This window comes from Erysipelothrix rhusiopathiae, from assembly GCF_900637845.1.
In the GTDB taxonomy this organism is placed as follows: Bacteria; Bacillota_I; Bacilli_A; order Erysipelotrichales; family Erysipelotrichaceae; genus Erysipelothrix; species Erysipelothrix rhusiopathiae.
Genome location: NZ_LR134439.1, coordinates 495305 through 520559, shown reverse-complemented (window position 1 = coordinate 520559; position 25255 = coordinate 495305). Strand labels below are relative to the sequence as shown.

Genomic DNA, 25255 nt, shown 5'->3' with positions numbered 1-25255 from the left:
CTATAATAACAGTTTTAAGCACTTTAAACATAGAAAAAACAAGCAAAAATGCTTGTTTCGTTATTTTTTATCTAAAAGTGAGCAAATCGCATCCCCAACACTTGGAAAAACGGCTTGTGCCATTGCTTTCACCGATGATTCGCCATCAGAAACCACAAAGCCACAAAACGCATCAATCATTGGAAGGTCATTATAACTATCACCCATGGTATACACAGGTCCTTCGAAATGATAGAAATCAAGAATTTCTTGTAATCCCGTTGCTTTGGAAATCCCACGCATACCTATATCGACAGCACTCACATTTTGATAGGCAACAACACCACGATCACCGTATTTTTCATTGATGTCATGGGTAAGGGCTAAAGCCTTATCCTGCGATTGTGTCACGACATACATCGCTTGAACACCACGTTCGTGTTTTAAATCCGATAAATCAGTAAGTGGAATATTAGGTTTAACTGGTTGAATTGATGCATCCATGACCACACGACTTAAGCGATATCCATCATTAACACCATAAAACAAAACCCCAAAAGCTTCAATATCTACGATCAGTGAATCCACGACATTTTGATTAAGATTGCTTAAAAACAACTCCTGATGATCATAACTTAAGACAACACCCCCATTAATCCCAACAATAAAATCAACGGGTATCCCATATTTATCAATTTCCGCACATATTGAATGCATTGTACGTCCTGTCACAATACCGAACTTATGGCCTCGTCTTTGAAATGCCTTAATCGCTTCAAGATCTTTTTGACTGACTTTAGAATTTCGAAAAAGCGTTCCATCATAATCGCTGGCAAAAACTTGGATCATGCTTTCAGACCGCGTTTAATACCACGAATATAACTGATCATGTTCATACCCGCAATACATCCATCTCCAACGGCTTTCGCAATTTGTTGGACACCAAAGGTACAATCCCCAGCAGCATACAATCCTGGCATATTTGTTTCCATATTCTCATTCACAAGAATGCGACCATTCTCAACACCTAAGCCTAATTTATTCGCTAAATCTGTTGTCGTTGCAGAGCCAATTGCGACAAAAATACCATCAAGATCAATAATACCTGATTCCATTTCAACTCCAGAAACTTTTTCCTCACCGACAACAGTTTTTACTTTTTCTTCAAGGATGATACAACGTTCGTCAAAGGTTCCGGTTATCGGTTCACCATTTGTAAGCACGTATACTTTGGATGCAATCTCGACAAGTTCCGCTGCCTCATGGGCTGCATACTCTGCACTCCCAACAACCGCAACGGTTTTACCACGATAGAAAAACGCATCACATACTGCACAATAAGAAACACCACGTCCATTATAATTTCGAATTTTACGAATTCTCGGTATATTTCGATGTGATCCCGTCGCAAGTAAAACACTGATGGCTTTATACGTCTCATGGATTGTTTCAACACAATACCCTTCACCATCAAAACTAATGGATAACACTTCATCTGTCACCACATCAATTCCAAGTTCAATGGCTTGATTAATCCCACGTTCAACCAATTCAACACCACCAATGGATGTGAATCCATAGAAGTTATCCACATCACGAGCCGTTTCACTAGCACCCAAATCTTTTCCTATTACAGTCGTGTCCACATTCCCACGTTTAAGATACACGGCAGCCTGTATCCCTGCTGGTCCCTTACCAATTATTAATGCATCGGTTTCTTTCATAGATATCTCCTTCAAACTCTTTCAATTATATGATATATGATTTTCGCATTCAAGTTTGATGTTTTTTAAAAAAGTGAAAGTTTTTATTGAAATTAAAAATCATAGCGTTATAATATAAAGGCAAACGCTCCGTTAGCTCAGTCGGTAGAGCAACTGACTCTTAATCAGTGGGTCCACGGTTCGAGCCCGTGACGGAGCACCATTGAGTTTATTACACCACTTTCGAGTGGTTTTTTTATGCTTATATACAAAAAAAACAGTTAGCGTTCCATTTGAAACGACTAACTGTTTTCTATATATTTATTTCGATTTCAAGGACATCATCTTCGTGAAGTTCATGCTTTTGAATTAATCCTTCAACATGTGTAAATACATACGCTTTACAATGATTATGTTCTTTAAAAATATGAGCTTTTGAACCTTCATAAATCATTGCAACTCCATCTTCCAAAGCAATCCCTGGCATTGTCGGATAAGCTTTATAAAACTCATCAAAGGTATCACGTCCCGGTTCATTATAATGGGGTACATGAACTGCTTGAATAAAACCAAGACATGAAGTCATGATAAACTTCCAATCCTCTTTATTATGGAACGATTCGGAATCACTATGACTGTATTGATACCAACAGTTTGACCCAGCACTAAGTCCAGCAAGAATAATCCCACGATGATATGCATCTTTTAAAACATGATCAACACCACGTTGACGCCAAACCTTAACCATCATGCGTGTATCGCCTCCACCAACATAAATTAAGTCTGTATTCAATAATTTATACTGAATCACAGCTTGGGATGGAGACTCCGAAACAAGTTTTAAAACATCCACATCACAACCAAGTGCTTCAAATCGTTGTGTAAGCGCCTCAATATATTCAACACCATCAGAGCTTGCGGTTGGTAATACCAAGACACGTGGTTTCGCCTTACGTGTCATGGCCACTAATTTCTTTTCAATTGCGGGTGCACTACCAAATACATCGGTGCCCCCACCGATTGTTACGATTGTTCCCATAAAATCACCTCTTTGATATATGAGATTAACACAAGATTGCTTAAAACACAAGAAATATAGAATACCAATTATAAAAATTAACTACTTGCGTTCTTCATCTTTCAGACCTAATAAGCCATAAAGAAAATGTTCATTCAACATAATAAACACAAAAATAATTACCACAATTCCTGTTATCTTAACTTCAAGGTCAAAAACCATAAAAAAGATTGCGCAAACAAGAATTTCTACGGACCAAATCATGATTTTTTTTGAATCTTTCATTGTGATCACACTCCTATAAGTATTATAACACCCTCCTCTCAAAACCTAAAATAATAATTGAAGGACCGCCTCATGTAGCGTATGATAATTGAAAGAGATTGGAGATTTTGATTATGTTAAAGGTTGTTGAGTTGGAAAATGAAGTTGTACATCATTCCCTAAAATTAATTGGAACACGATATACAGAGGTAGATCAAGAAAACGGTATGTATCAAAACCAATGGAAAACGTGGTTTGAAGGGGATTTATTTGAAGATGTCATGAAGGAAAGTGCACCCCATTATGCATCACCCATCGGTTTGGTGGCGGAAGATGATGCTTATTGGATCGGGCAAATTTTCAGAAGTGATGCACCAGTACCGGCATCCTATGACAGTTATCCTTTACCCAATGGGGTCCTTGTTAATGTGTTTATAGAAGGTTCAACACAAAATGGTGAACTCTTTGAAACACCCCTGGTTGATTTCGCATGGGATCATTTAAAACAGGCAAATGTCATAGAGGCAGAGCGTCAACCGAAGGTAATCTTGGAACGTTATGAATATTTTGACCCAAGCCAAGAAAAAACAATTATGATTATTGGATTTGTAATTTAGAGCGTGCTTCATGCTCTTTTTTTATGGATAACCTATGCTTAAAACTTCATCTATGGCATAATACTTGTATTATAAAGGAGACACGTATGAAACATCTTATCCATGATTTAGAAACACTTTTAAATATTAAAAGTCCTACTGGGAACACTGAAGAAGCAGTGTTATTCTGTGAAGAACGCTTTAAAGCGCTCGGTTTAAAAACACGTAGAACCGTCAAAGGGGCCCTAATCGCTAGTTTAGAGGGGGAATGTACTGAAAAGGAAGTTACCTTATCCGCACACGTGGATACACTTGGTTGTCTTGTAAAAGAGATTACATCTGATGGTAAGCTTCGTCTTACTCAATTAGGGGGTTATGCTTGGTCTACCATTGAAGGTGAACATGTCGCAATTGAAACCCTATCAGGAAGTTTTTATTCCGGTACTATTCTTACCAATGTCGCATCGTCTCATGTCCATGGTGCTTTAACCTCAACAACAGAACGTACACAAAAAAACTTAGAAGTACGTATTGACGAAAAAGTTAAGACACATGATGATGTTGTTGCACTTGGTATTAATGTTGGAGACTATGTTCATTTAGATCCACGCTGCAAGATTACAGATAGTGGCTTTATCAAATCTCGTCATCTCGACGATAAAGCATGTGTTATCGCGTTATTTGGTATGGCCGAACATTTTGTATCCACAAAAACAAAACCCAGCTACACGACCAATTTCTTTATCTCTACCTTTGAAGAAGTAGGACATGGCTCCAGTGCCGCAATCCCTGAAAAGACATTTGAATTCATTGCAGTCGATATGGCAGCACCCGGACAAGGACAAACTTCAGACGAATTCTCAGTAACAATCTGTGCAAAAGATAGCAGCGGCCCTTATGATTACGAACTTCGTAAACGTCTTGTAGCGCTTGCTTCACAAAACAATATCCCTCACAAAATTGATATTTATCCTTACTACGGATCAGATGCTTCCGCTGCATTACGTGCAGGTTATGATTTTAAAGCAGGACTCATCGGTCCTGGTGTTGATGCATCTCACAGCTTTGAACGTACGCATGAAGAAGCCATCAAAGCAACGATTGATCTCGGAATTGCCTACCTCAGTTCAAAATTCTAACCAAATCAAAAGATTTGGTTTTTTTTAAGAGCAAGATTCCTATCTTTTTAATGCATGTTCAATTTGTGAAATGAATCAAAGAAAAGACAAAATATATCGATTTACCGCTAAAATAGATAATATACTACGCATTTATTGTGAACACTTTGAAAATTGTAAGCGTTTACTTGACACTTGATAAAAGCAAGTCTATACTGAAATTATAAGATAATGATATATAAAGAATTGTTTAGGGGTGCTAGGGTATGAATAATCTTTATTTCGAACATTATAGTTTTAGTCGTGCAGATTCGCCATTGATTGTGGAACATTGTGAGTTTGATCTTTCAACTGCAACCAATGCTTTTTACTGGCATAATGACTTTGAAATCATCTTAGTCAAAACCGGTCTTTGTGAGATTGATATTGAGGATGAGGTCTTTACAGCAATGAAAGACACCGTTGTTTTTATCAATCCCGGTCAAACACGACGTATTGTACCAAGAACAGAAGGAATAACACTTGATCGCTATATCATTGATCATCGTTATCCTGAGAATTTTAATCTTGATTTAGAACACAAACAGTTTGAAACGGTATCACTGAGGCCAGAACTTGTAGCCATGTTGCATGTTATATCACTTGAATACGATGCAAGCCTTAATGACGCCACATCATCACTCAGTCCCTTAACGTATTCCCTTTTTGATATGCTGGTTAAATATCAACCACGAATCCCTGTTCACACCGATCGAAAACACTCTAAAATTGATATTGTGAAACAAGGAATTCAATATATGCATAAAAATTACAAAGAGGAATTAACACTTGATCAAATATGTCGTGATATTGGTATCAGTAAGTTTTATTACTGTCGTCTTTTTAAAGAGGAAACCGATACCACCATCAACAACTACCTCAATGAGGTAAGGTGTCATTATGCTTATGAACTATTAAGTGAGTCAAACCTACGTGTGGGAGAGGTCGCTAAAGCCTGTGGCTATAATTCTACTTCTTATTTTACCAAAATATTTAAACACTTATTTGGCTATCCTCCTTCACATGTGGAGAAAACTGTCGTCTAGTCCTTATTTTGAAAAGCAGCTGAGTCCGTCGGCTGCTTTTTATGTGCACACCTCATTCTTAATTTCCTGGATGATGATACAATACTTGTGAAATAAAAAGGAGATTGTAATGAAAATATTATTTGCAGGTGCGGGTGCCATGGGTGCTCGTTTTGGTGCCTTATTGCACCGTAGTGGTAATGACATTGTTTTTGCGGATGGATGGCAAGCACATCGAGACGCAATCAACGAACATGGACTCAAGATGATTATTGATGGTGTTGATGAAGGGTTTGTTCATATTCCCGCCGTTTCACCAAAACAAGTCGAAGGAACCTTTGACCTTGTGTTTGTCTTTACCAAGGCGATGCATCTTGATCCCATGATGCAAGACATACAACACGTAATTACAGATACAACACGTGTTATCTGTTTACTGAATGGATTGGGTAATGTAGAGGTGATCGAACGTTATGTTCCCAAAGAGAATATCTTTTTAGGTGTTACGGTATGGACTTCAGGTCTTGGTGGTCCAGGAATCGTTGATGCTGTGGGAACCGGTGCTATCGAACTCCAACAAGTTCATCAAATCCCATCATTATTTAATGAAAGACTCCTAGAGACTTTAAACCAAGCAGGTCTCAATGTTATTTACAGTGATGATGTAAAACAATCAATATGGAATAAAGTTGCTTTGAATTCCGTACTGAATACATACTGTACACTGATTGACTGTAATGTTGCAGAGTATGGACATTATGAAAACAATCGCATCCTCACTGAACTTGTGGTCGATGAAGTAATTGCGGTTGCGAATGCAGAAGGAATTGTGCTTGATAAAGATGCCTTGGTATCAAAAATCGAAGCTGTATACGACCCTCAAAAGGCTGGCAATCATTATCCTTCCCTATATCAAGATATGGCTGCAGGACGCAAAACAGAGATTGACTATCTCAACGGTGCCATTGCACGTCTTGGAACGAAACATGGTATCGCTACCCCCGTATGTTTGGCAATTACTCATATGATTCACGCTAAAGAAAGCGTAAAGAAAACACATCGTTAGATGTTTTTTTTTCTTATTCTTGAAATAAACTCTCACTTGTAATGCCATCTACACTAAAATACAACATACTATCTTCATTAGCAGGATTGTTAATTATGTAAACGATTTTACGGTCCGATTTATTCGCAGAAACCATTTCGCGTTCCATATTTTTTAGGTTTTTCATGAAATATTTCATCTCATCCTTAAACATTCCTTTAGTAATATTATATGCGAAGGCATCAATTGTATCAGAATCTGTAACATTCATTCTAATTTTGATTATTTTTTTTCCTTCAAGAGTTTCTTTATAAACATCATGCGTTGCTCTTCCTTCAAAGTTTTTTTCCAACATAGCACTTGCCATACTAATGAATTCATCAGCCTTTTCCTCATTCTCTTGCTCTTTTTCTTTGGCTTTAATTGCTGCTTCTTCACGTTCTTTAGCTAAACGTTTTTCTTTTTCAATTTTCTCTTTTTCTTCTTTATCTTTTACAGATTTTTGAAGTGCTTCTTCATCCCATTTAGCTACTAAGACTACATCTTTCTTTAACTCATCAAAATTAAACGATTCAATATTAATAACTTCATCGTTATACATCCAACCCAAGAAAAACGGTAAATATTCTTCATCGAATGTTGGAATACCATCTTTCCAAGTCTCTTCTGATGTGTTGAGAACTTTTCCAGTTAAATCTCCAATCATTTTTGGTTCGTCACTTTTAAACGTGACATCAATTGACTTAGATCCACATCCTGTTAATATTAAAATCATTGTTAATAAAACTATAATTTTCTTCATCTCTATCCCCTTAATGTAATTTTTTTGAACTAATATCCATTGCTAAAAAACGTAAATCAAACCTTATTAAATAGGTCCCCTGATCTAATTATACACACGATAATCTTAAGTTCACACAAAAGCGACCGAAAGAAAAGAAAATACATCGTTAGATGTGTTTTCTTTTCTCATAAGCTTCAATTAATGTTGTGATACGTTGGCTTGCAATCTCACAATTGTAAGGTTCAACCAAATAATCTTGTGCCCCTTGAACTAAAAGTTCTAAGGTGCGCTTCGGACGATATCGTGTTGTTAAGATGACGATGGGTTTGTGGTAATTTTGATTGAGCCACGAAATTAATGCTGCACCATCATGATCACAATAGTCAATATCAACTAAAAAACAATCCGTATCCTCTGACTGAAGTGGAAACGTATGTACGTATTTCACACACCATGTCGGATCTAGATAATCCAAAATATCAAGATCCTGATGATGACTAATAATCGTGATTGTATACATGTCTTTAACTCCTTGGTTCAATGTAATGCATCGTTTTAATGAATAAACCTTCTGTTTTAAGCAGCATAAAACCTTCTAGTTCCTTCTTAAACGACGATTCTATAATAATATAAGGAATTTGTCGGCGTATTGCAATCTGTTCGACACAATCTAGCATAATTTGAATTAAAACTGAATCGGTTGAAGTTATTAGTGTTTCAATTTGATGAATTTTAAGACTTGTTTCACCATCAATTTCATAAACTAGAAAACCTAGGTATGCTTGAGGTGATCCTACAGTGATAAGACCTTGATCCTCGGTAAGTGTTGAAGACTGAAAATCATTTTGGAGATGCGTTATGACTTCAGGAATTTGATAAATCGACCAGTCAGTAGCTCGATATAATTCGTGACTTCTTAAAGCCCATTGCGTACGGGTTATACCATATGATACTGAATCATAGTAGACACCTTTATAATACCGTGCCTTCTGGATAACTGCTTCACGCTTCAATCCTAATTTGTCGCCAATGCGTTGCATTCCCGCATTCCCAGACCATGTTACAAAGCCAATGCGTTCTATTTCATAATACATAAATGCTTCTTGAATCAATTGTTTCATTACTACAGTTCCAATTCCTTTTGACCAATACCTTTCATCAAAAATATCAAAACCACTATTCATCCAACGGGTTCGTTGATCTTGCCAATAAAGCGAAGCACGACCAATAATAACATCATCGTAGAGAATCACCAGGGATCTTGGATTGTTGAGATAGAAAGGCGCTTCATTTTCAATAAATTCACGAAGAGACATTTGTTGGTATTCCTCAAAATAAGGTGCATCCAGTTCACACCATGCATAATGTGCTTCCTTTGCAGATAACTCCCATACTCTCGGTAAATCCACATGGCGGAAGGGTCTTAACTTAATGATTGATTCTAAAAATAATTGATTTGGTTTAAAGCGTTCCCATCTAAGTTCAAGAACCATTTGACTTGGTCGATATCCTTCAGGAGGATCAACTTCAATAAAACCAAGTGATTTATACAAATGAATCGCGATGTGATTATCTAGACTTGGATCGACATAAAGATTTGTGCAAGAGGTGTTCTTTAAAACGTGATGAATCAACCAACTGAGTGCATACCCACCTAAATGGAAACGATGATACAATTTAATATCAAGCTGCGCGTATGATTTCACAACACGATAAAAAAGTTCACCAACATATTCCGTATTTTGGTAAACACTAAAATGAAACGTGTTTGGGTTCGCGTTAATCTGTTTATGCCAGGTGGACATCGCTTCATCATCCATCACCAATCCCTCTTCAAAACCCACGTGATACATTATTTTAGGGTCCGACCATAACTGCTGGAGGTTTTTTAAATCCTTTTCCATTGTAGGTTCTATCTGAATATTTAGACTTTTTTTATTCGAATTCATCACATCACCTCTTTTCTAATGAAAATATACCATAATGATAGGTTTTTAGGTAGCGTCCGTTATCAATATGTACACAAAGGATACAAAAAAAAGAGTCAATGACTCTTTTAGGCAATCGGTGCAAGTAATACTTTACCTGTACCACGATATACATTCACAAATCCTTCTCCCGAAACAGCAGAACCCATTAAGCTTTTTGTTGATTTTTCTACACGGAATTCCAATGATCCTGACCAAGCAATCGCAAAGTTTCCATCGATTCGAATTTCATCATCTTGAAGTTCCACAACAATCAGTTCTTCTCGTGGAACTGGACTTTCAAGAACGGCTACTCCGTGACCTTCTAACGCAAGGTTGAATAGACCTTCGCCACCCATCATTGCTGATGAGAAATTACCACGTGATACTACTTTTTGTTTGATATCTGAATCGCAGGCTAGGAATAAGCCGTCTTCAAGCACAATCTTACCCCAATCTTCTACACGTTCAAGCAAGATGTGTTTGTATGTAGGTTCTAACATCACATATCCTATTCCTGAATAGCGAGGTTTTGCTGCAGATTCTTTGGTTACAGAACCTTTGATTGCTTTCCCAATAAAATCACCAACACCTTTTACGTCTGCCCCCATTTTCACATCACCTGCAGACCATTGCATGGCACCGGCACTCACCGTAACGGCTTGATTTTGAAGTTGAATATAGACTTGACGTTTACGTATATTCATTTCGGATGCATAGTATGCTGCAATTGCACTTTCTGCATTAACACTTAAGTCTTTTTGGTATTCCAATACTTTAAAGCATCCCATGGAAGCTACTTCCACAATATTACTGTTATCCTGTAAATTTTTAATTTGAATCATCATCTTCTCCTTAGAATATAAGGGTATCCTACCAAATTTTTATATACAATAGTGCTCATACGACCTAAACAGGTGTATTTTTGTGCTTAATGAAAAAAAAGACTGATTATTCAGTCTTTTCGTTTCCAAATATTGATTCCGCAAGCGCTCTACCTTCAATCGTGTCGGCAAGACCACCTTCTCCGGTTTCTCGGAATTTACTCGGTAACTCTTTCCCTACTTTATACATTGCTTCCACAACCGAATCGGGGGTGAGTGCACTCTCAACACCTGCAAGAGCCATATCCGCAGAAACTAAAGCTTGGGATGCTCCTAAGGCATTCCGTTTAACACAGGGTACTTCCACAAGACCTGCAACGGGATCACAAATAAGACCCAGCATATTTTTAATGGTCATCGCAAAAGCATGAGCACACATCTTCGGACTTCCACCTAAAACATCCACAACTGCAGCACTTGCCATTGCACTCGCACTACCAATCTCTGCTTGGCATCCTCCCGTAGCTCCCGAAATAGAAGCATTATTCGCAACCACCAAACCAAACCCTCCAGCTACAAACAAGAAATTAATTTCCTGCTCTCGGGTCAAGTTATATCGCTCTGATATTGCGGATAATACTCCCGGTACAACACCTGCACTTCCGGCAGTAGGTGTTGCACAGATAATTCCCATCGCAGCATTCACTTCATTGGTTCCTACCGCATTTTGAACAGCAGTCATGACCGTAGGTCCACAAATCGATTCACCACGATTAATATATTCAGAAATCTTTGTAGCATCGCCACCTGTTAAACCTGTTGTGGATTTTACACCACGTTTCCCCTGTTCAATCGTACGCTTCATTACGTCTAACTGAGATCCCATACGCGCTACAATCACCTCACGGGATTCTTCAGAACGTATCATTTCAAGTTCAATAATTGTTTCGGCTAAACTTCCACGTTTGGTGGCTGTATCAACTAATTCTTGGATTGATTTAAACATAATATCCCCTATTTCGCAATGTAGAGAACTTCATAAATATTCTCCACACATCGTAAGCGATCAAGTGAAGTTTCTAAGTCATCTTGATCCAATTCAATAACCATATAGGCTTTCTTGCCTTTTTCTTCGCGATCTACTTTCATAGATCCAATATTAATATGCATCTCACTTAAGATGGTTGCGACTTTCGCAATCATTCCCGGACAATCTTCATGGAAAATAAGAATTGTCGCAACACCACCATCAATTTCAACTTTAGTTCCATTGATTTCGGTAATCTTAACATTTCCACCACCAATGGATATTCCAACAACCGTGCATTTACGGCCGTCTTTATGCATTACAATTTTTGTTGTGTTTGGATGATCCACCTTATCCACTAATGGAATGAAGGTAACCTTCATGCCTTCTTCTTGCGCAATAAGTAAAGATTCATGCAAGCGCGCATCGTCTGGATCCATCCCTAAAAGACCTCCCGCTAAAGCAACGTTTGTACCATGTCCTTTATACGTTTTCGCAAACGATTCATACAAATAAATATTAGCACGCTCTGGACATTCTCCAAAAATACTGCGTGCGATCTTTCCAATCCGTGCCGCACCTGCAGTGTGAGAACTGCTTGGTCCGGCCATAACTGGCCCAATAATATCAAATACCGACTTAAAATCTTGACTACTCATAATGGACCCTCCTTACGCACATTATAACGATTTTCACTGCGTATCACAACACATCACTTCATAAGAAAAACACCTCATATTCTTCATTTAAGAATACAAGGTGCTTAGATTTATTTGTCTTGTACTGCGATAGCTTCTATTTCTATTAGCCCGCCCATAGGTAGTGCTCCTACCTGATAAGCTACCCTAGCAGGGAACACACCTCTAAACGAATCTGAATAGATTTCATTTACTACGTTAAAATCATCTATATTCGTTAATAAAACAGTTGTTTTAATAACAGATTCCATATTACTTCCACCTGCTAAAAGAACTGCACTCAAGTTATCAAGAGCTTGACGAGTCTGAGCATCAATACCATTACAAAGCTTATTTGTTTTGGGATTTATTCCAAGTTGTCCTGACGTAAATATTAATCCTTCGAACATTTTTCCTTGCACATAGGGACCAATTGCTTTTGGTGCATTTTCCGTACTAATTGATTTCATTTGTGTCTCCTTCATAGTTAACGTAATGCTCAACAAATTTCTTCATTGCTTCGTTTACACTTTCAGTGTCCATTGCAACATTTATTCGTAAACAGTGTTTATAGTTACCAACAAAACGGGATCCAGTCTCCAACAACACTCCTGTACTCTGAGCAAGATCAATCACATAAGCATCCATATCTTGAATTCGAGGACAATATACCCAGACTAAGTACCCCGACTCTGGCTTAATTACTTGTAAGTCTGTATTCTGAATAACGTTGTATAGACATGAGATGTTGGCCACCACACAATCTTTAACGGTCTCCATCCAGTTATAACCTTCTTCATATGCGATGCGTGTTGCTTCCATTCCGATACGATTAATCGAAATATGGTAACGATTAAAATGAGATCGGATTTTATTTCTAAGGGACTCATCAGGGCACATCAAATAGGAACTATTCAGTCCTGATAGATTAAATGTTTTATTGGCTGAAGTACTAACAACTATTTTGTCGTAATCATTTCTGAATGTAAGAATTGAATTAAAGGTATATCCTTCATGAACAAAATCAGCATGAATCTCATCTGATACCAAAAGCACATCATATTTCTTACAAAGATTAACCAATGACTCTACGGTTTCATAGGACCAAACTTTTCCAGAGGGATTATGTGGATTACAAAACAATATTGTATCAATAGAACTTGTTAGAATTGTATTCTCTAACTCCTTAAAATCAATATCATAATTATTGTCTTCAAATGTTAACGGAAACTCAAAACGCTTACCAAAACGATCAGCAATAGATTGAAAAACGCCATAGACTGGTGTCATCAATAGTATATTACCTTTTTGATTCAGCGTATCCATAACAAAATGTAGTGATGTAATTGTACCATTGGCAGGAATAATCCACTCAGGCTTAATAGCTATATTATGATTTTTTTTATGCCACGTGACGATTGACTGGTAATATGAATCCGTAACGTCGAAATATCCAAAGTCATCTTGTTCAATTATTGATTTCAAATGTTCAATAATTCTATCGTCATGTCGAAAATCCATATCAGCAATAAACATTGGATAAATCTGTGTCGGTTCCTCTATCTGAAACCTTTTTGAAATATAGGTTTTATCCCATTTTTTCGAACCATTTCCAATTCGTTCGAGGGTTTTAATACTTTTCTTCATTACTAACTTCTTCTTTCTCTCTAAACTCAATAAATCTTGCCATTAATAGATCCATCGCAATATGTGCATTTAATCTTGTATCAATATCATTATCTAGATCTTTACTTTGTGATGTTTGGATAATATGTGTAGCCATCATTCCTATTGGAGAATCTGGAACTTCAGTTATAAGTATGATATCAATTTTCCTCAAGTTTGCCTCAACGACTGCTTCAACAATTTCAGGCGGTCTTCCACTACGAGATAAGACAAATAATACATCTTCTTTTGGGACCAGTGCACGTGCTGATAGTCTCATAAAACGAGAATCGTCGTATTGCTCTGCTGTTTTTCCATAAAGTTGTAATTTTATTTGAAACATCTTTCCAAGAAAATTACTCATCCCCATTCCATAAATAGTAATTCTTTTTGAATTAATCATTTTTTTTACAATGTCATCAGTAATGGTCTTTGTTGCCAGTTCATAAGTATGTGTAAGCATATCTACATATGGGATTCGTGTATATGCAAAAACCTCATCCTGAACGACACGCCCAAAAAAATCATCTTTAAAATATGTAAAACTGTCATAACCCAGTTTTTTTGTAAAGCGATGAACACTTGTTTTTGATACGTTAAATCGATCTGCAATATTTTCTATCGTAAAATACCTATATTCGAATGATTCAAAATTATCTAAGAGATTACGGAGAAGTTCTTTCTCCATAAAAGTAAGACTATGTATATGAATTGAAATTTGTTTTTGTAAACTCATAGCAACTCCTCCGTTTCCCTTAAATTATACATTAACTTTATTGAATATGTTCTTCCTCAAGATATTGGTTATCCAATGCCTTAACAAATGGATAGTAAATAACTGTTGAGACAGCAATACAAATTATTTGTACAACTGCTCCTTGCCATCCGGCTACCAAAAATCCTGAAAAAATTGGTGGAGTTGGCCATGGAGCTATAACACCATTAAACATAGGCATAAAACCAATCATCATAGCAAAATATGCTATGAGAACTGACACCATAGGTGCAATAGTTACAGGAATTAACATCAAAGGATTAAAAACGACTGGTAATCCGAAAATGATAGGCTCGTTAATATTAAATAATGACGGTACTCCAACTAGTTTTGACATTGCTTTCAAACGTGAGGAGCGTGCTACTACCAGCATTGCAATAACTAATCCTAGTGTTAACCCTGCACCCCCTATTGTTGCAAATTGATCAATCATTTGTATTGTACCAACATTTCCAGTAGCCATAGTCAAGTTTCCAGCTTTAAACAATTCTAAGTTTTTAACTGAGTTTGCATTTAGTAGTGGATTGACCACAGAGTTTACAACAGTTGGATGAATTCCAAACCACCATAAGAATCCGTTCAAACCAGCTACAACTGTAATGGCACCAATCGAAGATGTTAATCCTTCAAGCGGAATTTGGATAATCTGATATATTAATTCTGGAAATGAACCAGCAAAAACTTTTGCAATCCCTGCAAAAATAAGACTAATAATTACAACTACGATTCCCGGAATTAATGCACTAAAAGACTGAGATACCATTGAGGGTACTGATTCCGGCATCGTTATAACCATTTTTTTCTCAACACAGAACCGGACTATCTCAACAGTAACAAAACCCATAATAATAGCTGTTATAACGCCTTGTGTTCCTAACCATGTAAAAGATAATACACGACCTATAACTTCACCCGATTCAGCCACAACTGATTTCGGCAATACTACTATATACGATACGAGCGCTAATATCATTGTTGATAATGCATCCAATTTATAATCTTCTGCAAGTCGATATGCAATCGTCCCTGTTAAAAAGAATCCCATCATATTAAACGTTGCTCGATAAGCAGAGTCCAAATATGATGTCCATTCTGTACCAAAGATTCCAGCCATGAATTCAGCATAGCCTGGTAAAGGGAAATCAGTAATCAACAAGAATAATGATCCGATAATCGTGAGTGGCATAATTACCAAAAATCCCGATTTTAGTGCATTAAAATAGCGTGTATTCGTTACTTTTGCAACGCGTGGAACCATTTTTTCTTCAATAAATTGAATAAATCGATCCATTCTCTCCTCCTTGACGATAATTAATGTTATCGTTTACATTTCTATTATAGATGAAAATTTCCCAAAAGATATTCAAGCATGTGGGAAATTTTCCAGATGTTATAAAATAAAAAAAACATACACTGAGTATGCTTTTTCTATTTTATTAATTGTAATGATCCATTGGATAAGTGAGGTAATGAATTTCCTCAAGTTTTTCGGCAGTTATAAATCCTGCAGGTGCATCAAGGACTTGTGGTATACGATTCACAACCGTCGCACATGTATGACCTACAGTATCAGGTTTTTCTACAGAGAATACAACATCTGGCTCTCCGACAATCTTCCACTCACAAAGATCCCCATCATTTTCATCATAAACTTTCCCAATACATTGGACTTCAAGTTCTGGACCTTGATGTGTCAGGATAGTGGTGACGGCTGACATACCGATTGCATCACCTGCCGGAATTTCTCTTCCTAAAGTCTCCGAGTAAATAGCTTGTTCAAGCACATAAGGAACACTCTTTTGTGAGATTGACTTTATGGTCCATCCCATTTTCGCGCAAATTCCTTCGCCCGCATTCCACATATAGCTTGGTAAACTTTCTGCTTGCGTAATCTCTTTTTCAAACTTTTCAAGATCATAACCTGCACCGTGAGCTTCCGCCAATGCAAGTCCGTAATCTTCTACGTTATAGCTAGCCGTTCCATACATTTTTTGAATATGATTCACGCCTCCTGCTACTAAACATGGCATGTTAATCCAATAAATATCCTGCATACCACTTCCCGTAATGGTAATATTATAATCTTTCGCAAGACGATCAAGACGGTTTGTTTCCGAAGGTGCGGTTGTCCAAGGATAGATTGCTTCTTCACATGTGGTAATGACGTTCACACCGTGAATTGCACAGGTCTCAAAAATTGAATACATATCATTCATATAACTAAATACGGTCACAATCGCAACATCCGCATCACATTCAGACAATACCTTATCCGCATCATCGGAAATAAGCACGCCAGTTTTACGTCCTAAATTCGCAAAGTCTCCAACATCCATCCCAACTAATTTCGGATTCGCATCAATCGCTCCAACGATTTCTGCTCCATGATCAACCAAATTACGAACAATAACTTCAGCCATTTTACCACAGCCGTATTGTACAACGCGTATTTTTTCGTGTTTCATATCTAAGCCTCCTATTTTCTTGATATTTATTTCACAACTATAGTATAATGTCTCTAGTAAGGTGAGAGTCAAGGAGGGTTTATGCAAAAGTTGAGAATTGGTGAAATTGCACGATTAAATGACGTTTCCATTCAAACATTACGCTATTATGATGAAATCGGTCTTCTTAAACCGGCTTCAATCGACCCAGAAACACATTATCGCTATTATACAATTGAACAGTCTGCCACCCTGGATATGATTCAATTTCTCAAAAGTCTTGATTTCAATCTTTCTGAGATTCATGACATTCTCAAACAAAAAATCAGTCTTGAATCTTTAAAAAATTCTTTAAAAACGAAAGAAGAAACACTTCTTGAAGCACATCGTACGATTATTCATCAAATTCAATCCATTCATCGTTTTATGGAAACCACAAACTTGTATACACAAAACATGGATAAGCATTGGATGGAAATCAGTTCATTTCACAAACGTCATATCTACCGATATCCCATTACTCAAAATATATATGAAATGTCCATTGATGAGTATGAATATGCGCTCAGAGATTTTAAACACCACCTTAAAGCCATCACTGCATTTAATCGTGTTGGTTCAATTATGTCTCAAAATAACTTTATTCATCAACAATTTGATTCCAAAGAACTATTTGTTTTTGTTGAAGATCCAACGCAAGCAAATGACAGCCTACCACAAGGTGATTACGCTGTCTTCTTCTGTCAGTCCTTTGAGGATGAAACGAAAGCAATGCATACGTTTCACCGCCTAATCCGCGAACAAAACCTAATCATTAATGGGGATTATATTTGTGAAGTCCTTTATGAAATGCCTAACACCAATTCGGGTCGCCGTGATATGTTTATTCGGTTACAAGTACCCATTCTTCTTGAAATATCATAATAAAAACATAAAAAATACTACAACCCTAATGAAGCGGTTGTAGTATTTTTATTTGGAAACACAAGACGAATTGCCAACAAGTTCTCTCTTACTTAATATCCCAACTTATGCGAATTGATTGTGTAACGGCTAAGTCGTTTGCGGTCATGGTTGAACCCATCATATCTGCGCTTGCCATACGGTGCATCGGTCTTGCACTGGAATGATTCATGTACTCCATATCACAAATATGACCCAAACGAATACCTGAAGTATCCGCAATCAATTTTGCTTTATCTGTAGCTTGATTTATTGCCAGTATTAAAGCATCATCATCCGCTTTCGTTGAATCCTTTAAGAAATACGAAAGACTGAAATTAAAGTCATCGCTGGTTCTTAGATGATCTAACAGTTCCGACATTTTCGTAAGATTAATATTATCTTCAAATACAAGTCGTTGGACACAACGGAACATCTTCGGCTGATTCTCTGTAGGTTGTAGGATTGAAACTTCAATCCCTGATGTCTTAATCAAACTGGTATTAAATTCCACACGTTTAAATGCTTTCACGATATTCTCATATTGAGTTTTTAAGGCATCAAATGAACTCGCATACGATGCACCATCTTGCACTAATTCATAACTAAAGCGCATCATATCAGGTGTTACATACACACTTCCCAATCCTTCGATCGTTAATTTATTACTCATATCAATCACCTCTCTCTCTAATAATACAGTATAATAGGTGAAAAAAAAGTTAAATGTGCTATATTTTAATAAAGGAGTCAACAATGAAAAAATTAAATTTCAAACAAAAACTGATGGTAAGTCTTACAGTTCTCGTCATTACCATCCTCGCTTTTATCGTAATGACCTTCTTCGTTTTTAAAGTGCCCTTCCAAATGGACATTTTATTTAACGAAGTAGTCCTCGCACTCGTCGTATCGCTTTATGCATTTTTTATGATTCAATATGGATCATGGGTTGGTATTGTAATTTTTATTTTAGGGATGGTCGCATCATTTTGGGCACTCGCATTCTCTGTAGAACGTTCTGGCGGCAATGCAATTGCCTTTAACGGTCTGTTTATTTGGATAATTGTGATGTTAAGTTCAAACATCATCGGATTGATTTTAGATTTAGTCTGGAAATCGAAACGTAAAGCCAAACGGATTGAGAAAGCCACAAAAGAAACGCTTAAGCAAGAACGTCTTGAAGCCGAGCGTGAATTATTAGCGTCCCAAACTGAAAAAACGCCTTCAATTCACCTCAATGACATTACCGTAGATGAACCACTGGAAGATAAAGAAAACAACGTTGATTAACGTTGTTTTCTTTATTTATGATTTAAAAGTAATAATACCTGAATCGACATCAATTGATTCAATTTGAGCCTGACAATAAAGATCATGTCCTTCATCTACGAGCATTTGATAGCCTGGTTGGAAATTCTTTGAAATACAAATACCCGTAGCAACCAGGGATGCATTTGCTTGAGTAAGAAGCTTATCCACATTATGAACGACACTTCCTTTCGCAAGGAAATCATCAAGAAGAATAACACGTTTTCCTTCAATAAGATGTTTTGGAACAGTTAGGTGATAACCGTTTTTCTTTGTGAATGAAAAACATGATTGTTGGATAAACTTAGGGTCATCTTTTTCAGTTAAACTTTTTTTGATAATGATTAGAGGTTTGTTTGCATACAAAGCTGCGAAAACACTGGGAGCAATTCCCGATGTCTCAACGGTTACAAACAAATCAAAGTCATAATCTGCATAGAAATCTGCGAAATCTTTCCCAAGCGCTTCCATAACTTTAGGATCAACTTGAGCATTAAGGAATGAACTCACATCCACAATTTCTTCAGATTTAACTTTACCTTTTTCTTGAATTATTTCTTCGAGTAATTTCATGGGTACCTTCTTTCAATTTTACTTAGTATTATACTACAACGTACAAATATATGCTATTGAAATCAGGGTAATAAAGTGCATAATCTTAGGAAGTTCTTTACCACGTCCCGCAAAGATCATACACATTTCATAGGAAATAAATCCTAAAGTTAACCCTAAAGCAATCGATCCGGTTAAAGGCATCATCACGATCGTTAAGAAGGCAGGAATAATATTTTCAAAACCTGAGTGCCATTCAATATTTGTAATGTTTTGCATCATAAAGATTCCAATCACAACCATCGCAGGTGTTGTAACGGCTGGTGTTACAAGTGACAATAAAGGATAAAAGAACATCGATAATAGGAACAACACCGCAGTCACAACTGCCATAAGCCCTGTTCGTCCACCATTAATAATTCCCGATACCGATTCGATATAGGTTGAAAGATTTGACGTTCCAAAAAGAGAACCTACAAAAGTACCAAGGGCATCAGCCATATAAATACGATTGTTGTTTTCAAATTCTTCTTGTGGAATATGTGGAATTTGTGATGCTGCAGCGGATAATGTTGTTGCAGTTCCAAAGAAGTCTAAGAATAAGAATGTTAAGACCACAATAATTGCTTGTGGATTTAATAAGTTCGGTAATTCCTTCACCGCCACAAACATCGTTTCATTAACCATTGTCTGAATCGGTTCTATAGGAAACACTATAGGGCTTCCTGCTGGCAATTGAGGTAAAGTTGCAACTACATCCGGTGTCATTGACAATACGCCCATATTTACCCCTAAACGCATCAACAAGCCACAAAGCGCTGCACCAACCATACCGAGAAATACAGCATATTGATTTCCACGAACTAAGAAAAACGCAGCCGTAATAATCCCTACAAAAGCAATAATAACATTAGGATTATCAAAACCACCAAATGTAATAAACATACCTGGGTCGGGAACAATAATCCCTGAGTTTTTAAAACTTACAAAAGCAATAAAAATTCCTAAACCTACCGTTCCTGCTTGCTTAATGGTTAACGGAATCGATTTAATAATCTTCGATCGAACCCCTGAAGCAGCAAGAATAATGAATAAAATTGATGATGCAAGCACCGAAGCCAAAGCTGTTTGCCATGAAATTCCCATTTGCATGACAACACTAAAAGCAAAGAACGCATTCATCGACATACACGGTGCAAGCCCTAATGGAAACTTCGCATAAAGCCCCATAATTAACATTGCAATTGCCGAGGAAATAATGGTTGCGATAAAGACTGCATCCTTCGGCATTCCTGCTTGTCCTAAAATAATTGGATTAACGAAAATAACGTATGACATTGAAAGAAATGCCGTTAACCCTCCTGCAAATTCGCGTTTGATTGTCGAACCTGCTTCTTCAATCCCAAAATATTTATTGAGAATATTTTTCACGTAATGTCCTCCTCTTCCTCAATATATAAAAAAACTGCCATTATATGTGGCAGAAAGAGACGTGAAAATATCCTATCATGAAGATAAGGCTCTTTTGCCATAGTTTACATCTTTACGGGATGTAAGTAGAAACTTCCGGACCCTATTACCAGAAATATATGGAGTTTTTTCATATCTTAAGCCTACCATGAGCCGATGTAACATGCAAGCCTTGATAACTGCTATTTATTGTATTACTTGGCTGAAAACGATATCAATACAAATTTATGAGATTTTATTGTTTCATTTATTCAGTTGGGATGATTCTGTCGCATAAAAAAACTCACTCTTACGAGTGAGTTTCATCAAAGTTTAATTATTTTTTGATGTTGAAGAATGTTTTAGCACCTGAGTATTTAGCTGCTGAACCTAATTCGTCTTCGATACGGATTAATTGGTTGTATTTAGCTAAACGGTCTGTACGTGACATTGATCCAGTTTTGATTTGACCTGCGTTAAATGCTACTGCGATATCAGCGATTGTTGCATCTTCTGTTTCTCCTGAACGGTGTGAAACTACTGATGTATATCCTGCACGTTTTGCCATTTCCATAGCGTCAAATGTTTCTGTTAAAGTACCGATTTGGTTAACTTTAATAAGGATTGAGTTTGCAATTCCTTTTTCGATACCTTCTGCAAGAATTGCAGGGTTTGTAACGAATAAGTCATCACCAACGATTTGGCAACGGTCGCCGATACGATCTGTTAGACGTTTCCATCCATCCCAGTCGCGTTCTCCTAAACCGTCTTCGATTGATACGATTGGGTATTTGTTTAAGAATCCTTCATACATATCGATCATTTGGTCAGCTGTTAATTCTTCGCCGCCTGATTTACTTAATACATAAACACCTTTTTCTACATCGTAGAATTCTGAAGCAGCAACGTCCATTGCAAGAACGATATCTTCACCTGGTACAAAACCAGCGCGTTTGATAGCTTCAACAATAACTTCTAAAGGTTCTTCGTTTGATGCTAAGTTTGGAGCGAAACCACCTTCGTCCCCAACAGCTGTAACGTGACCTTTTTCTTTTAATACTGATTTCAATGCGTGGAATGTTTCAGCACCCATACGGATTGCTTCTTTAACTGTTGTTGCACTAATTGGCATAATCATGAATTCTTGGAAATCAACTGATGAGTCAGCGTGTGAACCACCATTGATAACGTTCATCATTGGAACAGGTAATTCTTTTCCGTTGAATCCACCTAAGTATTTGTAAAGTGGCATATCGTAGAAATCAGCTGCAGCGATAGCACAAGCCATTGAAACACCTAAGATTGCGTTAGCACCGAATTTTGATTTATCAGGTGTACCGTCTAATTCGATCATAGCTTGGTCAATTAAGTTTTGTTGTGTTACGTCAAAGCCGATTAATTCTTCAGCAATGATATCGTTAACGTTAGCAACAGCTTTTAACACACCTTTACCGCCGAAACGTGATTTGTCACCATCACGAAGTTCTAAAGCTTCGCGTTCACCAGTTGAAGCACCTGATGGTACCATTGCGCGTCCGAATGCGCCTGATTCTGTAGTTACTTCTACTTCAATTGTTGGGTTACCGCGTGAGTCCATGACTTCGCGTGCATAAATATCAATAATACTTGGCATGTTATATCCTCCTGAGCCTCTATTTATTCTTTTATTAACTTGTTAATAAATTATTTAATTGCATCGATGATTGCTTTGAATGAATCCACTTGAAGTGAAGCTCCACCAATTAATGCACCATCAATGTCTTCTTGTGACATGTATTCTTCAATGTTTTCAGGTTTAACTGATCCACCGTATTGAATACGAACTTTATCAGAAACTTCTGCTCCAAATAAGTTTTTAACTTCATCACGAACTAAAGCACATGTGTTTTGAGCAATCTCAACAGTAGCGCTCTTACCAGTTCCAATTGCCCAAACAGGTTCGTATGCGATCACGATGTTTTGTACATCTTCTGCATTTAAACCACTTAAGCAACCCGCAACTTGTTTACGAACAACTTTTTCTGTTTTATCTGCTTCAAATTCAAACAATGTTTCCCCAACACAAACGATTGGAGTCATACCATTTTCGATTAAAACAGCAGCTTTTTTATTGATGTCTTCATCTGTTTCATTGAAATATTGACGACGTTCTGAGTGTCCGATAACAACCCATTTTGTGCCAATTTCTTTTAACATTTCAACTGAGATTTCACCTGTATAAGCACCGTTAGCTGCCCAGTGAACATTTTCAGCTGCAATGTTTAAGTTTTTAGCATTTGCAATGGATGCTTGTAATGCTGTGAAAGGCACGGCAACACCAAAGTCTGCTTTATCTGTAACAAATGCATCAATACCTTGAACGAATTCAGTTGCTTCTGCAATTGTCTTATTCATTTTCCAGTTACCAAAGATAATCGGTTTTCTCATGTTTTATTTATCCTGAATTGCTGCAATACCTGGCAATTCTTTTCCTTCCATAAATTCTAAACTTGCTCCCCCACCTGTTGAGATGTGAGTAATTTTGTCTTTGAATCCTAATTGAATTGCTGCCGCTGCGGAATCTCCACCACCGATAACACTCAATACATCAGGAAGTTCTGTAATTGCTTTACAGATTGACAATGTTCCTTGAGCAAATGCTTCAAATTCAAACACACCCATTGGACCATTCCAAACAACAGTTTTCGCACCCTGTAATTCTTTTTCGAATAATTCGATTGTCTTAGGACCAATGTCCAGTCCCATCATATCTGCAGGAATTTCATTTGAAGGCACAACAACAGGTGTTGCATCTGGCGCAAATTCCTTAGCAACAACAGTATCAACTGGCAATACTAATTTATCGCCTGCTTTTTCCATAATTGCTTTCGCTACATCAATTCGGTCCATTTCAACAAGTGATGATCCGATTTCGTAACCTTTTGCTTTGTAGAATGTATAAGCCATTCCACCACCAACAATAACTTTGTCAGCTACGTCTAATAAGTTTTCAATAACATTAATCTTGTCGCTTACCTTAGCACCACCTAAAATCGCTACGAATGGTCTTTTTGGTGAATAGATTGCTTCTGTTAAGAACTTAACTTCTTTCTCAACGAGGAATCCAAGTGCTGAAGGAAGATGTTGTGCAATCCCTACAGTTGAAGCATGTGCACGGTGAACAGATCCAAACGCATCTGTTACAAATAAGTCTCCCAAACTTGCCCAGTATTGTGATAAGTTGTCGTCACATTTGCTTTCGCCAACTTCATAACGTGTGTTTTGCATTAACACGATATCGCCATCAGCCATAGCTGCAACTGCATCTTCTAACGCACTACCACGAGTAACCGGAACAAACTTAACATTTGTTTCAGGCATTAATTCTTGTAGTCTTACTGCAACAGGTGCCATATCATTTTTAGCTTTGTCTGCTTCAGTTTTTTCTGAATCCTTATGATTTACTTTCCCCAAGTGTGACATAAGAATAACTTTTGCATTGTTTTCTACCAAATATTTGATTGTTGGAAGTGCACCATTGATACGGTTATCGTCTGTAATAACGCCATCTTTTAATGGAACGTTAAAGTCAACACGTACAATGACTTTCTTACCAGCAACATCCAAATCACTGACAGTTCTTTTTGTCATAATTGCCTCCTTATTTACCTTTCCCATTATAACAAATACAAATGGGTTTCTCAATGAAATCATGTGCAGTAGTTTACGCTTTCACACATGAAAACGGTTTAAAACCAATATTTCCACACTTATATGTTTGTTGCTTGTGCAAATCTGTCTTTGCTTCATATAGTTATTCATGATTTTTTTTACTAAATTGCTTTATTTTTACTCGAAAATAAGAAAAACAGGCTATTTTACAGAATAGCCTGCTGATTGAATTGCTTGTTTTGCTGCATGGACGGTATCGTTTGATCCTTCAACCGTTACGGATTTATTGGCCAAACTGATCGTATAATCCACACGTGTGTTATCCAATTCTTCTGAAATACGTTTAACGCATCCCTCACACTTCATATTATCGACAAAAATTATATGCTTCATAGTTACCGCC

General features: G+C 37.1%; 28 protein-coding genes, 1 tRNA gene and 1 riboswitch. Of the genes, 7 read left to right on the top strand and 22 right to left on the bottom strand.

Going from position 1 to position 25255, the window contains the following annotated elements; genetic code table 11:
* Positions 1-60: 60 nt before the first annotated feature.
* Together EL194_RS02480 and EL194_RS02475 are read right to left on the bottom strand one after the other, a co-directional pair.
* Complete coding sequence (locus EL194_RS02480; protein ID WP_003774929.1) at positions 61-828, bottom strand: HAD family hydrolase; 768 nt, start codon at positions 826-828, stop codon at positions 61-63.
* The gene (locus EL194_RS02475; RefSeq protein ID WP_003774928.1) at positions 825-1703 is read right to left on the bottom strand and encodes an NAD(P)/FAD-dependent oxidoreductase; all 879 of its coding nucleotides are present in this window, start codon (positions 1701-1703) and stop codon (positions 825-827) included. The genes EL194_RS02480 and EL194_RS02475 overlap by 4 nt, the downstream gene beginning before the upstream one ends.
* A 126-nt stretch (positions 1704-1829) precedes the next feature.
* Here EL194_RS02475 and EL194_RS02470 point away from each other — a divergent pair.
* A tRNA-Lys gene (locus tag EL194_RS02470) sits at positions 1830-1905 on the top strand.
* Positions 1906-1995: 90 nt separating this feature from the next.
* Here EL194_RS02470 and EL194_RS02465 read toward each other — a convergent pair.
* Both EL194_RS02465 and EL194_RS02460 read right to left on the bottom strand, forming a co-directional pair.
* Positions 1996-2721, bottom strand: coding sequence for a Type 1 glutamine amidotransferase-like domain-containing protein (locus EL194_RS02465; protein ID WP_003774927.1), 726 nt, complete (start codon positions 2719-2721; stop codon positions 1996-1998).
* An 81-nt stretch (positions 2722-2802) separates the two neighbouring features.
* Positions 2803-2985, bottom strand: a complete 183-nt coding sequence (locus tag EL194_RS02460) for a hypothetical protein (RefSeq protein ID WP_003774925.1) — start codon at positions 2983-2985, stop codon at positions 2803-2805.
* Between the two features lie 113 nt (positions 2986-3098).
* On the opposite strand from EL194_RS02460, the gene EL194_RS02455 reads away from it, so the two are divergent.
* From EL194_RS02455 to EL194_RS02440, 4 genes are all read left to right on the top strand, one after another.
* Positions 3099-3581, top strand: coding sequence for a hypothetical protein (locus EL194_RS02455; RefSeq protein ID WP_003774922.1), 483 nt, complete (start codon positions 3099-3101; stop codon positions 3579-3581).
* 86 nt (positions 3582-3667) lie between these two features.
* Positions 3668-4699 (top strand): M42 family metallopeptidase, encoded by a 1032-nt coding sequence (locus EL194_RS02450; protein WP_034886728.1) that lies wholly within the window; start codon positions 3668-3670, stop codon positions 4697-4699.
* Positions 4700-4944: 245 nt separating this feature from the next.
* Positions 4945-5763, top strand: a complete 819-nt coding sequence (locus EL194_RS02445; protein WP_003774918.1) for an AraC family transcriptional regulator — start codon at positions 4945-4947, stop codon at positions 5761-5763.
* Between the two features lie 109 nt (positions 5764-5872).
* The gene (locus tag EL194_RS02440) at positions 5873-6808 is read left to right on the top strand and encodes a 2-dehydropantoate 2-reductase (RefSeq protein ID WP_003774916.1); all 936 of its coding nucleotides are present in this window, start codon (positions 5873-5875) and stop codon (positions 6806-6808) included.
* A 13-nt stretch (positions 6809-6821) separates the two neighbouring features.
* Here the strand turns inward: EL194_RS02440 and EL194_RS02435 are convergent, their stop codons facing one another.
* The 11 genes from EL194_RS02435 to EL194_RS02385 form a co-directional block, all read right to left on the bottom strand.
* A complete protein-coding gene (locus tag EL194_RS02435; RefSeq protein WP_003774914.1) occupies positions 6822-7589 on the bottom strand; it encodes a membrane lipoprotein lipid attachment site-containing protein in 768 nt (255 codons plus the stop codon).
* 148 nt (positions 7590-7737) lie between these two features.
* Positions 7738-8091, bottom strand: a complete 354-nt coding sequence (locus EL194_RS02430) for a response regulator (RefSeq protein ID WP_013853260.1) — start codon at positions 8089-8091, stop codon at positions 7738-7740.
* Positions 8092-8095: 4 nt separating this feature from the next.
* Entirely contained in the window at positions 8096-9520 is a 1425-nt protein-coding gene (locus tag EL194_RS02425) for a GNAT family N-acetyltransferase (RefSeq protein ID WP_003774911.1), read from the bottom strand.
* 107 nt (positions 9521-9627) lie between these two features.
* Positions 9628-10383 carry an AIM24 family protein gene (locus EL194_RS02420; RefSeq protein ID WP_034886725.1) on the bottom strand — a complete coding sequence of 252 codons (756 nt, stop codon included), beginning with the start codon at positions 10381-10383 and terminating at the stop codon, positions 9628-9630.
* 106 nt (positions 10384-10489) lie between these two features.
* On the bottom strand, positions 10490-11368 hold the full coding sequence (gene sdaAA, locus EL194_RS02415) for an L-serine ammonia-lyase, iron-sulfur-dependent, subunit alpha (RefSeq protein WP_003774909.1): 879 nt from the start codon (positions 11366-11368) through the stop codon (positions 10490-10492).
* An 8-nt stretch (positions 11369-11376) separates the two neighbouring features.
* Positions 11377-12048, bottom strand: a complete 672-nt coding sequence (gene sdaAB / locus EL194_RS02410) for an L-serine ammonia-lyase, iron-sulfur-dependent subunit beta (RefSeq protein ID WP_003774908.1) — start codon at positions 12046-12048, stop codon at positions 11377-11379.
* Positions 12049-12158: 110 nt separating this feature from the next.
* A complete protein-coding gene (locus EL194_RS02405; RefSeq protein ID WP_003774907.1) occupies positions 12159-12536 on the bottom strand; it encodes a Rid family detoxifying hydrolase in 378 nt (125 codons plus the stop codon).
* The gene (locus tag EL194_RS02400; RefSeq protein WP_003774906.1) at positions 12523-13713 is read right to left on the bottom strand and encodes a MalY/PatB family protein; all 1191 of its coding nucleotides are present in this window, start codon (positions 13711-13713) and stop codon (positions 12523-12525) included. Before EL194_RS02400 ends, EL194_RS02405 begins: the two co-directional genes overlap by 14 nt.
* Positions 13697-14467 (bottom strand): MurR/RpiR family transcriptional regulator, encoded by a 771-nt coding sequence (locus EL194_RS02395; protein WP_003774905.1) that lies wholly within the window; start codon positions 14465-14467, stop codon positions 13697-13699. The genes EL194_RS02400 and EL194_RS02395 overlap by 17 nt, the downstream gene beginning before the upstream one ends.
* A 37-nt stretch (positions 14468-14504) precedes the next feature.
* Complete coding sequence (locus tag EL194_RS02390; protein WP_003774904.1) at positions 14505-15797, bottom strand: PTS sugar transporter subunit IIC; 1293 nt, start codon at positions 15795-15797, stop codon at positions 14505-14507.
* Positions 15798-15942: 145 nt separating this feature from the next.
* Positions 15943-16971, bottom strand: a complete 1029-nt coding sequence (locus EL194_RS02385; RefSeq protein ID WP_034886724.1) for an NAD(P)H-dependent amine dehydrogenase family protein — start codon at positions 16969-16971, stop codon at positions 15943-15945.
* Between the two features lie 81 nt (positions 16972-17052).
* Here EL194_RS02385 and EL194_RS02380 point away from each other — a divergent pair, with 81 nt between their 5' ends.
* Positions 17053-17874 (top strand): MerR family transcriptional regulator, encoded by an 822-nt coding sequence (locus tag EL194_RS02380; RefSeq protein ID WP_003774902.1) that lies wholly within the window; start codon positions 17053-17055, stop codon positions 17872-17874.
* An 88-nt stretch (positions 17875-17962) separates the two neighbouring features.
* On the opposite strand, the gene EL194_RS02375 is transcribed toward EL194_RS02380, so the two are convergent.
* Positions 17963-18565 carry an SIMPL domain-containing protein gene (locus EL194_RS02375; protein WP_003774901.1) on the bottom strand — a complete coding sequence of 201 codons (603 nt, stop codon included), beginning with the start codon at positions 18563-18565 and terminating at the stop codon, positions 17963-17965.
* Between the two features lie 83 nt (positions 18566-18648).
* Between EL194_RS02375 and EL194_RS02370 the strand changes: the two genes are divergently transcribed.
* Complete coding sequence (locus EL194_RS02370; RefSeq protein WP_003774900.1) at positions 18649-19182, top strand: hypothetical protein; 534 nt, start codon at positions 18649-18651, stop codon at positions 19180-19182.
* Between the two features lie 15 nt (positions 19183-19197).
* Here EL194_RS02370 and EL194_RS02365 read toward each other — a convergent pair whose 3' ends face one another.
* The 6 genes from EL194_RS02365 to EL194_RS02340 all read right to left on the bottom strand — a co-directional run bounded on the left by EL194_RS02365 (position 19198) and on the right by EL194_RS02340 (position 25245).
* Positions 19198-19773, bottom strand: coding sequence for a phosphoribosyltransferase family protein (locus EL194_RS02365; protein ID WP_003774899.1), 576 nt, complete (start codon positions 19771-19773; stop codon positions 19198-19200).
* Between the two features lie 33 nt (positions 19774-19806).
* Complete coding sequence (locus tag EL194_RS02360) at positions 19807-21183, bottom strand: NCS2 family permease (RefSeq protein ID WP_003774898.1); 1377 nt, start codon at positions 21181-21183, stop codon at positions 19807-19809.
* Between the two features lie 80 nt (positions 21184-21263).
* Positions 21264-21365: riboswitch (purine riboswitch) on the bottom strand.
* Between the two features lie 173 nt (positions 21366-21538).
* A complete protein-coding gene (gene eno / locus EL194_RS02355) occupies positions 21539-22834 on the bottom strand; it encodes a phosphopyruvate hydratase (protein ID WP_003774897.1) in 1296 nt (431 codons plus the stop codon).
* Positions 22835-22884: 50 nt separating this feature from the next.
* A complete protein-coding gene (tpiA, locus tag EL194_RS02350; protein ID WP_003774896.1) occupies positions 22885-23628 on the bottom strand; it encodes a triose-phosphate isomerase in 744 nt (247 codons plus the stop codon).
* Between the two features lie 3 nt (positions 23629-23631).
* Positions 23632-24831, bottom strand: coding sequence for a phosphoglycerate kinase (locus tag EL194_RS02345; RefSeq protein WP_013853269.1), 1200 nt, complete (start codon positions 24829-24831; stop codon positions 23632-23634).
* A 222-nt stretch (positions 24832-25053) separates the two neighbouring features.
* The gene (locus EL194_RS02340; protein WP_003774894.1) at positions 25054-25245 is read right to left on the bottom strand and encodes a heavy-metal-associated domain-containing protein; all 192 of its coding nucleotides are present in this window, start codon (positions 25243-25245) and stop codon (positions 25054-25056) included.
* Between the last annotated feature and the right edge of the window lie 10 nt (positions 25246-25255).

Bases quoted from the DNA above. Each gene is read 5' to 3' on its own strand.
- EL194_RS02380 (WP_003774902.1), top strand. From the start codon at position 17,053: ATGCAAAAGTTGAGAATTGGTGAAATTGCACGATTAAATGACGTTTCC.
- EL194_RS02450 (WP_034886728.1), top strand. From the start codon at position 3,668: ATGAAACATCTTATCCATGATTTAGAAACACTTTTAAATATTAAAAGT.
- EL194_RS02480 (WP_003774929.1), bottom strand. From the start codon at position 828: ATGATCCAAGTTTTTGCCAGCGATTATGATGGAACGCTTTTTCGAAAT.
- EL194_RS02435 (WP_003774914.1), bottom strand. From the start codon at position 7,589: ATGAAGAAAATTATAGTTTTATTAACAATGATTTTAATATTAACAGGA.
- EL194_RS02475 (WP_003774928.1), bottom strand. From the start codon at position 1,703: ATGAAAGAAACCGATGCATTAATAATTGGTAAGGGACCAGCAGGGATA.
- EL194_RS02370 (WP_003774900.1), top strand. From the start codon at position 18,649: ATGAAAAAATTAAATTTCAAACAAAAACTGATGGTAAGTCTTACAGTT.
- EL194_RS02400 (WP_003774906.1), bottom strand. From the start codon at position 13,713: ATGAAGAAAAGTATTAAAACCCTCGAACGAATTGGAAATGGTTCGAAA.
- tpiA (WP_003774896.1), bottom strand. From the start codon at position 23,628: ATGAGAAAACCGATTATCTTTGGTAACTGGAAAATGAATAAGACAATT.
- EL194_RS02390 (WP_003774904.1), bottom strand. From the start codon at position 15,797: ATGGATCGATTTATTCAATTTATTGAAGAAAAAATGGTTCCACGCGTT.
- sdaAB (WP_003774908.1), bottom strand. From the start codon at position 12,048: ATGAGTAGTCAAGATTTTAAGTCGGTATTTGATATTATTGGGCCAGTT.
- EL194_RS02375 (WP_003774901.1), bottom strand. From the start codon at position 18,565: ATGAGTAATAAATTAACGATCGAAGGATTGGGAAGTGTGTATGTAACA.
- EL194_RS02430 (WP_013853260.1), bottom strand. From the start codon at position 8,091: ATGTATACAATCACGATTATTAGTCATCATCAGGATCTTGATATTTTG.
- eno (WP_003774897.1), bottom strand. From the start codon at position 22,834: ATGCCAAGTATTATTGATATTTATGCACGCGAAGTCATGGACTCACGC.
- EL194_RS02445 (WP_003774918.1), top strand. From the start codon at position 4,945: ATGAATAATCTTTATTTCGAACATTATAGTTTTAGTCGTGCAGATTCG.
- EL194_RS02365 (WP_003774899.1), bottom strand. From the start codon at position 19,773: ATGAAATTACTCGAAGAAATAATTCAAGAAAAAGGTAAAGTTAAATCT.
- EL194_RS02465 (WP_003774927.1), bottom strand. From the start codon at position 2,721: ATGGGAACAATCGTAACAATCGGTGGGGGCACCGATGTATTTGGTAGT.
- EL194_RS02340 (WP_003774894.1), bottom strand. From the start codon at position 25,245: ATGAAGCATATAATTTTTGTCGATAATATGAAGTGTGAGGGATGCGTT.
- EL194_RS02440 (WP_003774916.1), top strand. From the start codon at position 5,873: ATGAAAATATTATTTGCAGGTGCGGGTGCCATGGGTGCTCGTTTTGGT.
- EL194_RS02420 (WP_034886725.1), bottom strand. From the start codon at position 10,383: ATGATTCAAATTAAAAATTTACAGGATAACAGTAATATTGTGGAAGTA.
- EL194_RS02385 (WP_034886724.1), bottom strand. From the start codon at position 16,971: ATGAAACACGAAAAAATACGCGTTGTACAATACGGCTGTGGTAAAATG.
- EL194_RS02395 (WP_003774905.1), bottom strand. From the start codon at position 14,467: ATGAGTTTACAAAAACAAATTTCAATTCATATACATAGTCTTACTTTT.
- EL194_RS02460 (WP_003774925.1), bottom strand. From the start codon at position 2,985: ATGAAAGATTCAAAAAAAATCATGATTTGGTCCGTAGAAATTCTTGTT.
- EL194_RS02405 (WP_003774907.1), bottom strand. From the start codon at position 12,536: ATGAAATCAATTAGTACGGAAAATGCACCAAAAGCAATTGGTCCCTAT.
- EL194_RS02425 (WP_003774911.1), bottom strand. From the start codon at position 9,520: ATGAATTCGAATAAAAAAAGTCTAAATATTCAGATAGAACCTACAATG.
- EL194_RS02345 (WP_013853269.1), bottom strand. From the start codon at position 24,831: ATGACAAAAAGAACTGTCAGTGATTTGGATGTTGCTGGTAAGAAAGTC.
- EL194_RS02455 (WP_003774922.1), top strand. From the start codon at position 3,099: ATGTTAAAGGTTGTTGAGTTGGAAAATGAAGTTGTACATCATTCCCTA.
- sdaAA (WP_003774909.1), bottom strand. From the start codon at position 11,368: ATGTTTAAATCAATCCAAGAATTAGTTGATACAGCCACCAAACGTGGA.